The following is a 17373-nucleotide window of genomic DNA, read 5'->3' on the forward strand; positions in this document are numbered from 1 at the left end:
TAAGGTGCCTACTTACCAATTATCTAAAGTAGAGATAAAATTTAAGTGAGGGCATACGATCACGAGAATAGAAAGGGGTTTAAATATGACGATTACAGAAAACAAACAATTGATGTATCGTTTCACGAACTTCATTAATACGGCAAGCAAAGAACTTGCTGAAGAATTGATTGCTCCAGATGCTGTTTTTTATGTACCTATGCAAAAAGAACCAATGAATGGTCCAAGTGGTTATCTCTCCATAATTCATATGATGAGATCTGGTTTTTCCGATATACAATGGACTGTTAAGGAGCTGGTAGCAGAAGGGGATCTAATAGCAGCTCATTTTGTCATGAAGGGCACACAAGACGGAATGTTTCTCGGGTTTCCACCAACGGGAAAAAAAATTGAAATAAATGCAATGAATTTTTATCGGATCTCTAATGGCCAAATTATTGAAGAGTATGGTCAACCCGATATGCTTGGCTTGCTCCAACAAATAGGGGCAATTCCAAAAGCATAATTACATCACCTCTTGTAAATAAATGAAGTGATCTCAGAAAATGTCGCTATATGTCGAGGGACACAAAGAAAGGTCTAAAGTAATATGTATGATTTTACCGCAAGCAAAAAAAATATTAATGACTATGAAAGCTCGAAGATACTTACCCCAGAGATTGGAGATAGGGAAGAACTCGCTCAATTTAGAGGATCTCTGTTGGCGCTGTTTGGAGAACCCGATTATAAAACATCCGATGCAGAGAATGCCTTTCAATACACTATCACAGCAACAGACAATGTTCAAAATTCTTATGAAATTACAGTTTATCAGGGACCTAGCGGACTTGCGATAGAAGGTAATGAAAATGAAGCCTCTGTTCTTAATGCAGCTCAATTTTTTGTTGGATATGTAAAGAAAGCAAGGCCTGCTGACTTCGATGAGAAATTAGTCTATGAAGACACCGGATACATAATAGAATATGGGTGTAAGAATGGCGTTTGCTATTATAAAGAGTCACCTCAAACTACAACTACTTTAAAATCAAATAAAATTAGGCTCGCTGATTTAACACCGGGCCAATTGAATGAAATCAATGAAATTGATTTCACAAAGATAAAAGACCCCAATGACTCATGGTTCTGGAAAGAGGATTTATTAAATTTCTCAACAATAGACTTTCCGTTGATTCGTGACTTAATGCGTAAGGACCTAAGTTTGGTTTTAGGAAAACCGATAGGTCTTGATGAAGTGATGCAGATGGGGAGCGATGAGGGTTTTGATCTGGAATTCAGTTCAGAAACTCCTGAGATGGCATTAAACGCGTTAGCAGAAATCTGGGCATGGAAAACAACTGCGGGTAAAGCGTCACAAAAGAGACGCCTTGATTGTTCTTCATTTGCTTGGACAATTTCACGAGCAGTTTATGGATTTTATGGAGGGAATTTAAATAGCAATCACGCTTTAGCTAATGCATTGTATGAGGAGTATGAAGATAGAATCACATCTCAGGAAGATACACTTCGATTCTTCTATGCATTACTTGAGCTCTTCAAATTTAAACGACTAAATGAATAATTCATCATTAAACTAACGGGAAACGTTAGCTTAATAATACTAAGAAAGCAGCTGATCCATGTGATCGGCTGCTTTTGTTCAACTAATGGGCAGAATACTTTAAATACATTTTCAATGGGGAGATGTAACTAATACCGAAAAATCACGTTCATTATTCTAGAGTAAGGGGGCTTTAAAGATATCGGACTAAAACTAGCGGTTGAGGACAAGAACGTAGTCCGATTACCGATTAGATGATTGACTACGTGAGGGTGGTGGGTCTTTTTTTGAATGTCTGAAACCCTAAAGGCTGGTTTATGGCCAAAGAGACTAGTTGAATTACTATGACCCTCCATTTGAAATGCACAGATGCACATTTCGAATGGAATTATTTGAGAAGATCGCTGATGGAGAACTAGCCATACTTTCTTATTTGCAAAAGTCTGAGTTGAAGTATCTAGAGGAATTGAAACGCTGATTCATACTTTCGATCCATTCAATTTAACAATAGCCATAAGGTAACAACCGCATATCAATAGGATAAGCTCACACCTCGTAACAAAAGAAGCTACAGGCTGAAATCAGTAGCATACGGGTAAATCTAAATATTGATATTTGGATTGTAACGCTATATGTAGGAGGCACAGCATGAATGACATACTCGCTTTTTCAATCTTGCTGATCTTCATTGTAATGGCACCAGGTGTCGATTTTGTATTAATAACAAAACGAACCTTGACAGATGGCAAGAAGGATGGTTTCAAAATTGCATTAGGTCTAATTAGCGGAGCTCTAGTGCACACAATGGTAGCAGCTCTAGGACTTTCCATTATATTAATGAAATCGGCTGTAGCCTTTGAAGTAATCAAATACGCTGGCGCTGCTTATTTGATTTATATGGGATTGTCTTCCTTCATTAAGCGAAAGAGTGATTTAAATCAAGATGAGCCGGATAATTTAAAAAGATCGGCATTTGTGCAAGGGTTGGTTTCCAATGCTCTTAATCCGAAAGTAGCTATCTTTTTCCTTACTTTTCTACCTCAATTTTTGACACCTGACCTAAATGCGAGTGTACAATTCCTAATCATGGGTTCCTTTTATGCAGTGCTTTCAATATTATGGTTTTCAACCATCGTATTTTTATTAAGTTATGTAAGGAAATGGCTAATGTCCCCAAAGGTTCAAAGTATTATAGACAAAACTACCGGAATGGTCTTGATTGCATTCGGGCTAAATATGATTTTCAAAGCACAAAAAACGGGATCGTAGAGTTAGGAAGGGGGCTCTTGGAGCTACCTTTTTTGTATAACAATCTAGATTACACATCATTATCCCATAAAAGGGTATCCACTCGCTTTGATTGAAAGCGAGTGGACACCCTTTTTGATTTAGTATAAAAATGTTTAAACGATTTTAATCATGAGTTATATCATATGATCAAGAGTTGTGGCGATTTTTCACAATAATAAACTTAAGACATTGGTTAGTCCGAAAAAGCAAAAATGAGATCATAGGTTTTTGGCCTTGACAGTCGACTTAATAAGCATGGTTTAATATGAGACCTAGTTGGTATTACAGCTCAACCTTGTGCTGCACGCGGTACTTCGAAGGTGAAAGACCAAAATGGGTCTTAAAAGTTCGGCTAAAATGAGACACATCGGTAAAACCGGTGAAATCAGCAATTTCTTCGAGTTTCAGATTGGATTCACTTAAATACTGAACCGCTTTTTTTAATTTCACATCAATTAACAGCTTGGAAAAGCTAGAACCTGACACCTGTTGTATAATCCGGCAGATGTACTGCTTGCTGAGATGCATGTATTCGGCAGCTGAAGCGAGAGTAGCGGATCTAAAATCTTTTCTTATATGATTCATAATTCCATTGAAATGCAGTTCAATATTTGAAAGTGGAGTTGGGGTTTCAATATCAGATTGATTGTGACGAAACAAGAAACTAAACAATAACTTCAAGTAGCATTCCATAATATTATTACGGAATTCATCCCCCCACATGTATTCGCTAAATAGACGAAGCATGGTTTCCCTTACATCATCATTATTGCTAGTATGAAATAGGATATAGTTCGAGTCCTGCTTGGTTTCATCGAAAAGTACTTTATTAAAGAAACTAATCAGGGGAGGGTTATGGTGAAATAGTTCAAAAAAAACAGATTCTATGTATCTACGTCTTATCATCACGTAAATACAAATACTTCCATCTAACATTTTTATTGAATGCATTGTATCGGGGGGCATAACAAATAAGTCTCCGTCTGACAACTGAAACGTCTTATTTGGCAAGGTAAGAATCCCGCTACCTTTATGAATATAGATGCATTGAAAGTAGTTATTGGAGTGCATGAGATCAAGAGAGAAGTTTATATGTTTGGTTATGGCCATATTCAGATCCTCTAAAATAAGCAGGTTCTCATCGATCTCCGTTAAACCGGTAATGTATTTAGGGGTTTGTTCAGAATATTGGGGCCAATATATGCGAATCAATTTATTTTTCTTAATATAATTACTGGATAAAAATTTTGTGTATGTCGAATATTCCTGCAAGGCTAGTTTACCTTCAGAGTTTTCTTTGTAAAATTCCTCTAAACTTGTTAATACCTGAAGTATGTGATCCATCTTTTCTGTCAGCACGGTAACCTCCTATGTCACATTTCTACTTGAATCTAGTCTATTCTATTGTTTCATATTCTTCAACTTGGAGTGTAACCGAAGTTAAGTGAATGCTATGTTTCATCTTATTCAAGGTTACTGGCTAATCCTATCAATTAACCAATTACATAAATAAAGTTAAGATGCATGTGTAGTAATATTCTTTTCCTTACAATAATTAATTAGAAAGTGGTGCTAACAATGAAAGCGAATTTTACAGTTAACCTCACGGGGAATACAGAAGCATTCCCTCATTATTGGGAGCTATGCGTAGGAAGTTGTCACGCCTACACTGCCCTTCGCGCGGATTATCAGCGTATGTTGAAGAGAGCTCATGACGAACTAGGATTCAAATATGTTAGGTTCCACGGTTTACTGGATGATAATATGTCAGTTTACACAGTTAATATGCTCACGGGACAGGAGTTATACTCTTTCCATAACATTGATGTTATCTTCGATTTTCTTCTCAGCATTGGGATGAAGCCATTTATAGAGCTTGGGTTTATGCCTTCTGCATTGGCATCCGGTGAGCAGACATGCTTCTTATACAAAGGGAACATTACTCCACCAAAAAACTACGATAAATGGTTTGAATTATTGAATACGCTTACGAAGCATTTGGTTGATCGCTATGGTATCGATGAAGTCCGCACCTGGTTTTTTGAAATCTGGAACGAACCGAATTTGAAGTACTTCTGGGCCGGCACCAAGGATGAATATATGAAGCTCTATGATTACTCGTCTCGTGCAATCAAACAAGTGGATTCCTTGTTGAAAGTTGGGGGACCGGCTTCTTCTGGAAATGCCTGGATACCGGATTTTATTGCATACTGCGAAGAAAACAAGGTGGCAGTAGATTTTATTTCAACACATCATTATCCTACAACCGATCCGTTAAGTACGCATCATGAAGTGGACATTGAAGCCATAATGAAAATGGATGAAGAAGAGAAAATGCTGGCCTTCGCAGCGTTGATGAATCCGCACTATGAGCGTGGAGTTATGGCTGTTATGACGCAAAAGGCGAAGCAGGAAGCCGGTGAGCTTCCGCTTTATTATACGGAATGGAACTCGGCTGCATTCCCGTATAAGCAGGATGATCCCTATGCAGCAGCTTTTATTGTGAAAACTTTGACCGACAATGTGGGCCTTGTTGAAGGATATTCGTTCTGGACGTTCTCCGACATATTCGAAGAATCAGTTCAACAATCGCTGCCTTTCCATGGCGGGTTTGGTTTGCTGAATATTGATGGTGTTCCAAAACCATCTTACCATGCCTTCAGAGTAATGCATGACTTAGGGAATGAACGGATTCCAACAGAGACCTGTGAAGTTGAAACCCTGGAGCTTCTTGCAACCAAGAAAAATGCCGGACTTTCTATGGTGCTTTACAATCATAACGCACCTGAAGCGGAGATCGTAGGTGCTCAAGTGTGTATTACATTCCTAGGCGATTTAACCGGAAAGAAGGCTTCGATACAGATTATCGATGAGTACCATGCAAATCCGAAGCGCAAATGGGTAGAGCAGGGCTCCCCGGAATACCCTACGAAACATCAATTGGAGGAATTGTTACAGGCTTCCGAGGTGATCAGAAAGCCTGTTGAGTTGAAGCAACTTCCAGGTGGGGAATGGTATCTGGAGCTAACCGTTGAACCGCATAGTGTAACATCTATCGATATTGAGTAAAAAGCGGTGCATTGTAAATTCATGCCTGTATTGCTCACCATTCAAAAACAGTCGCTATTTTAGCGACTGTTTTATTTTATCGGTACCAGTTCGTGTCCCGAGTTAATTGATTACAGCTCAACCTTATGCTGCGCTCGGTACTTCGAAGGTGTAAGGCCAAAATGAGACTTGAACGTGCGGCTAAAATGAGCACTAAATAAACGAAGTATGGTTTCCCTAACGTCTGAATTATTTCCAGTATGAAAAAGGATATAATTTATATCATCGTTGGTTTCATCCAGAAGAGCCTTGTTAAAGAAACTGACCAAGAGGGAATTGTGATGAAATAAATCAAAAAAAAACAGAGTTTATATATTTACGTCTTATCATTACATAGATGCAGATGCTTCCTTCATCTATCTTTACTGAATGTTTAATATCAGGCGGCATTACAAATAAGTTTCCCGACGATAATTTGGAAAGTTTTATTTTGCAAAGTAAGAACTCCAGCACCCTTATATATATAGATACATTAAAAAAATTGTTGGAATGCATGAGGTCCAGCGAAAAATTTAAATGTTTGACGATAGCCATGTTTAGATCCTCTAAAATGAGCAGGTTCTCATCTAATTCTGTAGAATCGGTAATGTATTTTGGGATCACAGAATTAATACTGTGGCCAATACATGCGAATCAGATTATTCTTTTTTATGTAATTAATGGATAAAGAAATATATATAAGCGGAATATTGATCTGGTTGTAAACGGCCTTCAGCACTCTCCTTATAAAAATCCTCTATATTAGTTAATACATGGAGTATATGATCCATCTTATCTATGTCCATAATACACTCTCCCCATAACACTTCTGACTATAGTCAAGTCTATGTGTTTCACTGCATTTAAAGTTGGTAAATGGTAATGCATTTATTCAGAAATAAGTTATTGCAGTTACAACAAAGCTGGTTGAGAAAGGTTAAGACTACTATTGAACCGTCCTAAATCAGTGGCATTTTTGTTTCATATTATTCAATGAAAGCGTTAATATTATTCATTTCAGTGATCTTTATATGCTACTACAATAGTATTAACGATTTAAGTATTAATATTCTTAGAGAATTTTGAAAGGGCATACAAGAGTGGAGTGATATCAATTTTAAGGAATTAGGAACATGTATAGCTCAGGTTATGGTTCATTCTAAGAGGTATTCACAAAAGGGGGATATAACATGTTTGCAGAAAGTAAAATAAATGAAGAACATCCTGTCGATCCGTCAAGTGACATCCCGTTGCAACTCCGCAAAGGACAGTTAGTCGGAGATAGTATGGGAGTGGCAGGAGGTGCACTAATTTCTTTAATTTTTTCTTCTTTTGCAATGTATTACCTAACTTCAGTTGCACATTTAGATGGAATTATGTTAGGAACACTGGTATTGGTAGGATCAATAATTGGTGCTGTTTCAAGTTTTGTTACGGGAATCCTAATTGATAAATTTAACTCGAAATATGGAAAGGTCAGACCTTGGGTGCTGGTATCCATTCTTCCAATGGCTGGATCTCTGCTTCTCTTGTTCTCCATCCCGGAGAGTCTTGCAATCTCGACCCAAATGGCTTGGGCAGGTATATGTATCGTCTTGTTTAACATCGGAACTTCCATGTATAGTTCCGCCTCAGGATCACTCATCCCGATGGCAACCCGGAACCCGCTCGAAGTTACAAAAATGGGTTCTTCACGTGCGCTGGGCACCATGGGGGGAGCCATGCTTGTCTCCTTGGGCTACGTGCCGCTGGTTGAACTGGTAGGAGGAGATCGGAGAGCTTATTTAATTGTAACCGCTATCATTGTTATCCTTGGTTCTTTATTTATCTTCAATCAATTTCGAACCTCACGTGAGAATGTTAAAACCGTTAACCGCGATGCAAGCGGATTTGAGAAGAAAGTTCCGTTCAAGGATGCTATATTATCCATTCTTAAAAATAATTATTTTCTCGCCGGTTGGCTGATTCTTTTTGCCTCAACTACTATGCTTGCAATGAATAATGCGAGTACAGTCTACTACGCTCGATATATTCTCGGGAACATTAATATGCAAAGTTTGCTTACGATGGTGAGTATTGTTCCATCTTTGCTCGTTTTAGCTGCTCTTCCTATTCTGGTCAAAAAAATGGGAGTGCGATTGGTTATTTTAATGGGAACCGTTTTTGCCATCACAGGAATGTTAATTCGCCTAATAGACACAACCAGTATACCACTTGCTTGCATAGGATTTATCCTTTCCGGAATGGGGGCACTTCCGATGTCTGCTCTCGTTACAGCCCTTATCAACAGCACGATTGATTACGGTGAATGGAAAAGCGGTATTCGGTCACCCGGCATGATGATGAGCTTAGTGGGGATGGCTGCACTTTTAGCAAGTTCACTTAGTATTTCCAGTATCGGTTGGATATTGGGAGCGACCAAATATGACGGATCGACAGCGCAGCAGTCTGAATCGGCCATTCAAGGCATATTAACTATTAGTATTTATTTACCGACTATTCTGGCATCTATTGCTTTCATATGTGTGCTTTTTTGGAGACTGGAAAAGCAACATCCTCAGATTGTTAGTGAGCTAAGAGCAAGAAATGGAGAAAATTAAGGTTTACCTGCAATCTGGTGATTGACTGAAAATTATAATAAAAACAGCGTGTATCTAGAAGGTTAATGTAACGCTTGTGACTATAATGATGTCACATATGACAGATCTACTATCAAAAATTTCTAGTTAAGAGGTGAGAGAATCGATGATCAGAACTTCCTTTAACAATAATTGGACGGTTGGACCCAAAGCCGGTTTTTTCTCTGAGGTTGTAGCTTCAGCGACAGCTCCAAAAGAGATCACACTTCCGCATGATGCGATGATTTGGAACAAAAAGCTTAAACCAGAGGAGGGTGGCAACGTCGCAATCGGTTTTTTTCCAGAAGGCAGTTACGACTACAAGAAGAATTTCTTCGTTCCGCTGGAGTATAAAGACAAAAGGGTAACCATCGAATTTGAGGGCGTATACATGAATGCAATGGTATACATTAACAGTGAATTTGCTGGACAACATCCGAATGGATATACCAATTTTTATGTTAGTGCGGACCGTTTCCTGAAATACGGCGAGGAAAATGAGATCAAGGTCGTTGCTATGAACCTTAGAGATTCCCGCTGGTATTCCGGAGCAGGTATTTACCGTAATACGAAGCTTATTATCGGGAATCTAGTGCATATCGCCTTGGATGGTATAAAGATTGCCACTCCTGAAATCAATAATGAACGTGCTGTAGTAACCGTAGCAACCGTACTCCAGAACGAAGGACACAATACACGAACGCTTTACGTTAAGACGACAATTGTAGATTTCGGCGGCTATGTAATTGCCAGTGAAGTTTCTCCTATTACGACTTTTGCTGGTGAAAGCGCTACACTTCGGCAACGACTCTACGTAAGAAACCCAAAGCTCTGGAGTGTTGATGCCCCCCATTTGTATCAATGCAGATCAAGCATCGTGGCAGAGGACGGGGAAGAACTGGACAAAGAAACGAACACCTTCGGTATTCGATCGTTGACGTTAAATCCGGATCAAGGTCTTTGTATTAACGGGGAAACGGTAAAGCTGCGTGGGGCATGCATTCACCACGACAATGGCGTTATCGGTGCTGCTACGATTGACCGGGCCGAAGAACGTCGGGTCGAAATTCTGAAGGAAGCAGGCTTCAACGCGCTGCGCAGTTCGCATCATCCAATGAGTAAAGCACTGCTTGATGCTTGTGATCGTATAGGAATGCTTGTGGTGGATGAGAGCTTTGACATGTGGACCACAACGAAGGCTGACCACGACTATGCACTACATTTTCCAGTTTGGTGGGAAAAAGACATTCAGGCAATGGTCGATAAAAATTACAATCATCCAAGTGTCATCATGTATACAATTGGTAACGAGATTCCAGAAACCGGAAGAAGAATCGATTCGGCATGGGGCCGTAAAATCGTTGACAAAATCCGATCCCTTGATAGCACGCGTTATATAACCAATGCTATAAATTTTACGGTATCCGTCCTGGATGAGCTTTCGAAATGGATGAAATCCCAGAAATCGGATCAGCTTGAGAAGAGCGAGAGCAGTAACGAAGGTATTAACACGATGATGAATAATTTGGGTGAGCAGATGGCCATGATCGTAGCTAGCGATTTTGCGAAAGAGAAAACGGCAGAATCATTTGCCTGTATTGATATTGCAGGATATAACTACGGGGAAGCACGCTACAGCATGGACATGGAGCTGTTTCCGAATCGCATTATTGTAGGTAGTGAGACTAAACCGGAAGAGATAGATAGACACTGGGAAATGGTAAAGCAACACAGTCAAATTATTGGTGATTTCACTTGGACGGGCTGGGATTACCTGGGGGAATCAGGGATCGGTAGAGTTGTCTATGAACCCGAGGAATTGGCAACGGGTATCGTAGGAGGTTATCCGTGGTTCACTGCCTGGTGTGGAGACATTGATATTATTGGCAATAGACGGCCGGTATCCTATTATCGAGAAATTGTATTTGGACTACGTAAAACCCCGTTCATTGCAGTTCAGCGCCCTAATCATTTTGGAAAACAAATGTTTCCGATGATGTGGAGTTGGAGCGATTCCATATCAAGCTGGTCGTGGGACGGCTACGAGGATAAACCGATTAAAGTCGAGGTTTACTCGGATGCTGAAGAGGTGGAGCTTCTTGTAAATGGTGTATCAGTAGGCCAAACACGCGCAGGCAAAGAGAATCGGTATAAAGCAGAATTTGAGACTGTCTATGTCCCAGGGGAAGTTGAAGCGATTGCTTATGACAACGGTGAAGAAATCGGTCGTATGAAGCTCCGTTCCGCTGTCAACGATGTGATATTGAAAGTAAAAGCCGATCGGACAGTGATTTCTGCATCGGACAACGATTTGTCGTTTGTTATGATCACCCTGCAAGATAAGCAAGGAAATCTGTACAACACCGCTGACCGCAAGGTTTCAGTTTCAGTTACAGGTTCGGGTATTTTGCAGGGCTGCGGTAGTGCCAACCCAAAATCGGAGGAGAACTTTTTTGATGGCGCATACACGACTTTTGATGGTAAAGCTTTAGCAGTTATACGCCCGATTGGAGCAGGATTGATTAAGGTGACCGTTTCAGCAGAAGGCTGTGCATCACAAACTGTACAGATTAATGCCATAGCCTTAGATTAGCAAAGGGCCAAAGGAGAAAAAGATGAGAACACAATTTGAAATGGAAGAAGAGATAAAAAAATAAGTTTTTAGAATTTGCCCACAAAAAGTCACCTGTGTAATCCTTAAAACCAGAGTGATTCATCCATAAAATGCTGAAGAATAAAGGAAATTTAGGGGCGTTTAGCCCCGATTGGCTTTACGAAAAAGGTTTAGAGAGAAGAAATCCTGTTATTGCCGTTTTGGGAGATTACGAAACGGCGTTTAGTCCTAAAACAGGAACACAACCTGTATATCAATCGTTCCAAGGTACTGGAACAATTGATATATTGGAATTCGAATTTAAGACAGTTTGAGCCAGAAGGGAGCAACTGAAATGCTAAAAGCTATACTGCTGAAAACAGATTATTTAACTAATCCCGTAGGTATTGATATTGTTCGACCGGAATTTGGGTGGAATTTGGCGGGAGACAGCAAGAAACAGACCGCTTATGAAATTATAGCAGCGCATACGAAGGATGAATTAGATAAATCATCTTATGTCTGGAGTAGCGGGAAAATAAGCTCGGCCAGTATGACCCATATTCCCTATGGAGCGGATGTCTGCAGTAGAGAACGGATCTATTGGAAGGTTCGTGTCTGGGATGAACATGATGTAGCCGGTGAGTGGAGTGAGACAGCATTTTTTGAAATGGGCTTGCTGGAAAGACAGGATTGGAAAGCAGAGTGGATTTGCGGTGACTACGAACCAAAACCGAAAGAACGGTATCCAGTCGAAGAGTTTAGTAAAACATTTCAGATTCCGGCATTTGTGAAAGCCAGAATGTATATCACCGCTTGTGGTATTTATGAAACGAGTCTCAATGGAGTGAAAGTAGGAGATCTGGTTCTCACCCCTGGCGTGACCAGCTATGAAAAGCGTATACAGTATCAGGTCTACGATATTACAAAGCAATTACAGAGCGGTGAGAATAAATGGGACATATCATTAGGTGACGGCTGGTTTAGAGGGAAACAGGGCGTATTCGGCGCCACCAATGTGTTCGGAACCCGAACCTGTGCTTTAGGGCAGATTGAAATAACGGGAACAGACGGAACAACGACTTATATCGGAACAGATGGAAGCTTCAGGTGGTCAAATGACGGACCTGTGCGTTTTAATGATATGAAGGATGGAGAGACAATTGTTGCTACTCTTTCACCTTCATATCAGGGCCAAGCACGCGTTACAAAATGGGAGACTCTGCTGTGCTGCTCCAATAATGCTCCAGTCAAAGAAAAGGAAACATTTAAACCAACAGTTTTACTTACTCCTGACGGAAGTACGGTCCTCGATTTTGGACAGGTTATTGCCGGATACCCGCAATTTTCGATACAAGGTAAACAAGGGCACACCGTTGTGTTGACGATGGGAGAAATGCTTGATAGTGATGGAAACTTCACTGTCTCCAATGTGGTGCAGGAATATGATTATGCCCCGGATTATTGTGATGATTCCAGATTCCAGACCATCATTTTTTCCTGCGGGAGTGAAGAGAGAGAAACCTGGAAGCCTAAATTCTGTATTCAAGGATTCCGGTACGTCAAACTGGAGAATTGGCCAGAACCAGTGCAGGCAGATCATTTCACCGCAATCGCTGTGTATTCGGACATGGAGCAAACAGGACAATTCAGCTGTTCCTCCCCGGATTTGGAGCAACTGGTGAACAATACGCTGTGGAGCATGAAGGGGAATTTCCTAGACGTGCCTACAGATTGTCCAACGAGAGAACGGGCAGCCTGGACCGGAGATGCCCAATTATTTTTTGATGCCGGGCGTTATTTCATGGATTTTACAGCGTTTTTCAGAAAATGGATGCAGGATGTATTCGATGATCAGGCTCCAGATGGAAAAGTATATAATATTGTCCCCCGTGTAGCTCCGCATGGCGAAGGTTTTGATTATGTAGAAGGCTCAAGCGGCTGGATCGATGCAGGTATTTTGATCCCGTACAGATATTGGAAAACATATGGTGATTTAAAACTGCTGGCCGACTGGTATGGGCCTATGACTAAACTGGCCGACTTTATGATCAGCAGAATGGGAGATACCTCCGATCCGGAACTGGATCAGAAGTTGGAGCCCAGTAAATACCGTCAATATATTGTGACGACCGGTTTTCATTTCGGCGAATGGAATGAGCCTGACCGGGAGGAACTGGTATCAGCGCTTCCGAAATATGAAGAGGCTACCGCCTATCTGGCTTATTCCTTAAACTGCTTGTCCCAAATCTCTGAGGCACTGGGGAAGCAGAAAGACGCAAGCAAATACCTGGACATATCTGAGCGGGCCAAAGCGGCGTATCAATATTATTTTGTGGAGAACGGAACAATTTCAACAACTAAAATGGCGAAATTGGTAAGGCCGTTGGCTCTGGATCTTCTCGATCAAGACATGAGAAAAAATGTTGAGCATGAATTGGTCTCATTGGTACGTGAACGGGAGCATCATGTAGGCACTGGATTCCTGTCAACACCATTCATCCTGAAGGCATTAAGTGATGCGGGATATGCGGACGATGCTTATCAGATGTTAGAGAAGGAAGATTATCCAAGCTGGATTTATCAGATTAAGCAGGGAGCGACAACGATTTGGGAGAACTGGAATGGCGAAGCCTCAAGAAACCATTATTCCAATGGCGCTGTTTGTGACTGGATATTTAACACTGTGTGTGGTATCAACATTGCCGGAGAAAACCAATTCCTGATTTCCCCCCAACCAGGTGGAAGCCTGACAGAGGCAGCGTTGAAGTATAAGAGTATTTATGGAAATGTATCTTGTTCATGGAAAAAAGAAAGTGCCCATTACGTTTACTGGATTGAGGTTCCAGTAGGATGCAAGGCAGAAATTAATATTCAGGGAGTAGAGCCACAGGTTGTCGAAGCAGGAAAACATTGTTTCAAACCACTGGAGGAAGCGTTGTAAAGTTTTATCCCGAAAAGCCCCCTCTATATAAATAAGAACATCGTCCATATTCAGGATGATGTTCTTTTCTTACTTTGCGATAATCTCTCATGAAAAGGATTGATAAATATGATTCCTCCTGGATCAGCCAAACGTACAATATTTAATTCAATCCGCTTTAAACTAATAACTGGACTATTTGTAATCATCTTTCCTATGATCATATTTCTGATTTACAACAATCTGTACTCGATCAAGGTTGTGAGGAATCAGGTAGCACAATCCAACAGCAACTTGGTCAACCTCTACATGAATCTAAGCGATGCCATTCTGGATGACATTGACCGATATTTATATAAGGTCATTTCAGAGGATAGTGGGTTACAAAGCCTAGCTCGTCCGGATGAGACCCACCCTGATCTCTATAACATAGGCACGTACCTTCTTTTTCGGCAGTTCATTGAAGACAGCGTGTATTACAAAAGTCTGGATTATTTTTTTGCATATTCAGCCGTGAATGATGATTTAGTTTTTGCCCCTAAGCCAACGGGACATGCGTATACTTGGAACCAGTCCATCCGGGAAGAGATCGTTCATCTGCTCCAGAACAAAGACACGCAAGCAAGTCTTCTGAGAGACAAATGGTTTGTGACCAAAATAGCTGGAACCGACTATCTCATTTGCCTTTTACGACAAGCGGAGGCTAACTCTGGACATTCTGAACTAAGTATTATTTGTTTCATAATATACAATTGAAATCGCTAATTTGATTCATTTAAGTGAACTTTATGTTCAAGTATAATTGTAGATATATCAGAGAAATGAATTAAGCTGAAATTTTAGAGGATTGTTGAAAGGGGATACAATACTGAAAAATCATCTTTTTTCCACCTCATGATGCATGTATAACAAGAATGCATATTGATTTCTTTATCTCTTGAATTCATAAATCTTTAAACAATAGCATTTGAATTTGTAAATAGAGGTGAAGTCATTAAAAAGCAAGCGTACAATCCATTTATTCCAAGCTATGAGTACATTCGTGATCCAGAACCTTATGTCTTTGACGGAAAAGTATATGTTTTTGGATCTCATGACAAATTTAACGGGACAACCTATTGTATGAATAACTATTTAGGCTGGTCAGCATCCGTTAATGACCTTGGAGATTGGAAGTATGAAGGTGTAATTTATGACAAAGTCCAAGATCCTTTGAGCAAACAAAAGGGGAATCACTATCTTTACGCTCCGGATGTCGCGAGGGGTGTAGATGGGAGGTACTATCTATACTATAGTTTGAGCGGCATACACATTTTATCAGTAGCTGTGTGTGATACATCTGCAGGCAAATATGAGTTTTATGGTCATGTGCATGATAAATCCGGTCATCTCCTCGGTTTTGCAAAGGGAGAATATATTCAGTTTGACCCTGCTGTTCTGGTAGATGACGATGAAAGGGTTTACTTATATTCTGGATATAATCCGCCTCTAAGGTTCGTTTCTTTTATTCTTGACAGGAAAAGGGCACCCTTATCTTACTCAGGAAGGCGAGGACAGAGAGGGGAATCCCAATCAATATATATCGAATTTCAGGAACGGTGCAACTGCAGGATTCAAATATTTTGAATTTGATGGCACGAATCGGGTCGGGATTGTAACACGTGGAAATGCGTCAGGAACAGTAAAACTCTCCACTGAGATAGATGGTAAGGCGATCGCGGAGATAGAGATTTCCTCATCGGATCAATGGAAGCGCTCTGAAGGGGAAATGCTCCCACTTCAAGGTGTATATCCGCTTTATTATACATTTGAAGGAAAAGGAAAAGTTAGATCTATTGAGTTTTGATTTGACCCAAAATACAACAAATACAAATCATAAGGGGAATTCAAAATGATTGCAGAAAATGACATAAAGGAAGGACAGCCTATAGAGCCTGTTGATAATGGAGATAATATCCCTTTACAACTTCATAAGGGACAGCTAATCGGGGATAGCTTGGGGATGGCTGGTAATTCGCTGATTGCAATTATATTCAATTCCTTCACAATGTATTATTTGACAACTATTGCACATTTAGATGGTACCATGTTAGGAACTATGGTATTAATTGGGTCTATCCTCGGTGCTGTAACAAGCTTTGGTACAGGGATTATGATTGATAAATTTAACTCAAGGCATGGCAAGGTAAGACCATGGTTATTGGCATCTATTCTGCCACTGGCAGTATCTATCATTCTTCTGTTTTCTATTCCCGATAATCTTAATTTATACACTAAAATGATATGGGCAGGTATATGTATACTCTTATTTAATATAGGAGGGTCCATGTTCACTCCGGCTTCCGGTTCGCTCATAGCAATGGCAACACGAAACCCGACGGAAGTGACGAGATTGAGTTCAGGACGTGCACTGGGCACAATTATCGGAGCTACAATTGTAACGTTAGGTTACGTGCCAGTTGTGGAGCTTATGGGTGGAGATCAACGAGCATACTTTATCGTAACAACAGTGTTGGTTGTCATAGGCTCCTTGCTTATGTTCAATCAATTCAGGACTTCTCATGAGAATGTGAAGACTGTTAATCGGGATGAGAGTGGCGTTGAAATGAAGGTTCCCTTCAAAGATGCTATGAAATCCATTCTTAAAAACAAATATTTCCTGATCGCATGGCTGGTGCTTTTCGCAGCAACTGCTACGCTTTCATTGAATAATGCCACTACGGTTTATTACGCCCGATATATTCTGGGAGATGTTAAGCTCCAGAGCTTGCTTTCAATGGTAGGGGCTGCCCCAGCCTTAATCGTTTTTGTGTTTCTTCCCACTTTAGTAAAAAAGATGGGTGTCCGGTGGATTGTTGCATGTGGGTCCCTGTTAGGATTAATAGGTGGGTTCATTCGTTTAATGGATACAACTAGTGTACCCCTTGCTTTCATGGGATTCATCCTTTCCGGAATAGGATCTATTCCGATAGCAGCTCTAATCACTGTCCTCATGAACAGCACTATCGATTTTGGTGAATGGAAAAGCGGTATACGCTTACCAGGGATGATGATGAGTCTCGCAGGTATAGCCACACTTTTAGCAGGTTCACTGAGCATTTCCGGTATTGGATGGATACTCGGTGCGACCGGTTTTGATGGAGCGGCAGCTCGTCAGTCCAGTTCGGCAATTAGTGGAATTTTAACAATTAGCATTTATCTTCCAATTATTTTAGCTACTATTTCTGTTGTTTGTATGCTCTTTTGGAAGCTGGAGAAGAGACATCCTCAAATTGTGAGTGAGCTCAGAGAAAGAAATGGTGAATAGAATGGAAGGAAAAGGAGC

The 17373-nt window shown here is 40.5% G+C and carries 12 protein-coding genes; 11 read left to right on the forward strand and 1 reads right to left on the reverse strand.

Annotated features, from left to right (window positions below; all coding sequences use genetic code 11):
* Positions 1 to 85: 85 nt before the first annotated feature.
* From BMW94_RS06085 to BMW94_RS06095, 3 genes are all read left to right on the forward strand, one after another.
* Positions 86 to 505, forward strand: a complete 420-nt coding sequence (locus BMW94_RS06085) for an ester cyclase (RefSeq protein ID WP_090995765.1) — start codon at positions 86 to 88, stop codon at positions 503 to 505.
* A gap of 84 nt (positions 506 to 589) precedes the next feature.
* Positions 590 to 1558 carry a hypothetical protein gene (locus BMW94_RS06090; RefSeq protein ID WP_090995768.1) on the forward strand — a complete coding sequence of 323 codons (969 nt, stop codon included), beginning with the start codon at positions 590 to 592 and terminating at the stop codon, positions 1556 to 1558.
* A 627-nt stretch (positions 1559 to 2185) separates the two neighbouring features.
* Entirely contained in the window at positions 2186 to 2806 is a 621-nt protein-coding gene (locus BMW94_RS06095) for a LysE family translocator (RefSeq protein ID WP_090995771.1), read from the forward strand.
* Positions 2807 to 3109: 303 nt separating this feature from the next.
* On the opposite strand, the gene BMW94_RS06100 is transcribed toward BMW94_RS06095, so the two are convergent.
* Positions 3110 to 4186 (reverse strand): helix-turn-helix domain-containing protein, encoded by a 1077-nt coding sequence (locus BMW94_RS06100; protein WP_090995773.1) that lies wholly within the window; start codon positions 4184 to 4186, stop codon positions 3110 to 3112.
* 219 nt (positions 4187 to 4405) lie between these two features.
* Between BMW94_RS06100 and BMW94_RS06105 the strand changes: the two genes are divergently transcribed.
* From BMW94_RS06105 to BMW94_RS06140, 8 genes are all read left to right on the forward strand, one after another.
* Positions 4406 to 5896 carry a GH39 family glycosyl hydrolase gene (locus BMW94_RS06105; RefSeq protein WP_090995776.1) on the forward strand — a complete coding sequence of 497 codons (1491 nt, stop codon included), beginning with the start codon at positions 4406 to 4408 and terminating at the stop codon, positions 5894 to 5896.
* A 1208-nt stretch (positions 5897 to 7104) separates the two neighbouring features.
* Positions 7105 to 8514 (forward strand): MFS transporter, encoded by a 1410-nt coding sequence (locus tag BMW94_RS06115; RefSeq protein ID WP_090995783.1) that lies wholly within the window; start codon positions 7105 to 7107, stop codon positions 8512 to 8514.
* Positions 8515 to 8659: 145 nt separating this feature from the next.
* The gene (locus BMW94_RS06120) at positions 8660 to 11125 is read left to right on the forward strand and encodes a glycoside hydrolase family 2 TIM barrel-domain containing protein (protein WP_090995786.1); all 2466 of its coding nucleotides are present in this window, start codon (positions 8660 to 8662) and stop codon (positions 11123 to 11125) included.
* Between the two features lie 131 nt (positions 11126 to 11256).
* Positions 11257 to 11460, forward strand: a complete 204-nt coding sequence (locus BMW94_RS30135; protein WP_139209312.1) for a hypothetical protein — start codon at positions 11257 to 11259, stop codon at positions 11458 to 11460.
* Positions 11461 to 11480: 20 nt separating this feature from the next.
* Positions 11481 to 14069: an alpha-L-rhamnosidase gene (locus tag BMW94_RS06125; RefSeq protein WP_090995789.1), complete on the forward strand. Its 2589-nt coding sequence runs from the start codon at positions 11481 to 11483 to the stop codon at positions 14067 to 14069.
* Between the two features lie 108 nt (positions 14070 to 14177).
* On the forward strand, positions 14178 to 14804 hold the full coding sequence (locus tag BMW94_RS06130) for a hypothetical protein (protein ID WP_090995793.1): 627 nt from the start codon (positions 14178 to 14180) through the stop codon (positions 14802 to 14804).
* Positions 14805 to 15170: 366 nt separating this feature from the next.
* On the forward strand, positions 15171 to 15674 hold the full coding sequence (locus tag BMW94_RS06135) for a family 43 glycosylhydrolase (protein ID WP_254790136.1): 504 nt from the start codon (positions 15171 to 15173) through the stop codon (positions 15672 to 15674).
* A gap of 265 nt (positions 15675 to 15939) precedes the next feature.
* The gene (locus tag BMW94_RS06140; protein ID WP_090995795.1) at positions 15940 to 17355 is read left to right on the forward strand and encodes an MFS transporter; all 1416 of its coding nucleotides are present in this window, start codon (positions 15940 to 15942) and stop codon (positions 17353 to 17355) included.
* The last annotated feature ends 18 nt before the right edge of the window (positions 17356 to 17373 follow it).

This window comes from Paenibacillus sp. OK003, from assembly GCF_900109515.1.
Taxonomy (GTDB): Bacteria; Bacillota; Bacilli; order Paenibacillales; family Paenibacillaceae; genus Paenibacillus; species Paenibacillus marchantiae.

Coding starts and splice junctions, on each gene's coding strand:
- BMW94_RS06085 (WP_090995765.1), top strand. CDS start 86: ATGACGATTACAGAAAACAAACAATTGATGTATCGTTTCACGAACTTC.
- BMW94_RS06135 (WP_254790136.1), top strand. CDS start 15,171: ATGAATAACTATTTAGGCTGGTCAGCATCCGTTAATGACCTTGGAGAT.
- BMW94_RS06120 (WP_090995786.1), top strand. CDS start 8,660: ATGATCAGAACTTCCTTTAACAATAATTGGACGGTTGGACCCAAAGCC.
- BMW94_RS06130 (WP_090995793.1), top strand. CDS start 14,178: ATGATTCCTCCTGGATCAGCCAAACGTACAATATTTAATTCAATCCGC.
- BMW94_RS06140 (WP_090995795.1), top strand. CDS start 15,940: ATGATTGCAGAAAATGACATAAAGGAAGGACAGCCTATAGAGCCTGTT.
- BMW94_RS30135 (WP_139209312.1), top strand. CDS start 11,257: ATGCTGAAGAATAAAGGAAATTTAGGGGCGTTTAGCCCCGATTGGCTT.
- BMW94_RS06090 (WP_090995768.1), top strand. CDS start 590: ATGTATGATTTTACCGCAAGCAAAAAAAATATTAATGACTATGAAAGC.
- BMW94_RS06095 (WP_090995771.1), top strand. CDS start 2,186: ATGAATGACATACTCGCTTTTTCAATCTTGCTGATCTTCATTGTAATG.
- BMW94_RS06115 (WP_090995783.1), top strand. CDS start 7,105: ATGTTTGCAGAAAGTAAAATAAATGAAGAACATCCTGTCGATCCGTCA.
- BMW94_RS06105 (WP_090995776.1), top strand. CDS start 4,406: ATGAAAGCGAATTTTACAGTTAACCTCACGGGGAATACAGAAGCATTC.
- BMW94_RS06125 (WP_090995789.1), top strand. CDS start 11,481: ATGCTAAAAGCTATACTGCTGAAAACAGATTATTTAACTAATCCCGTA.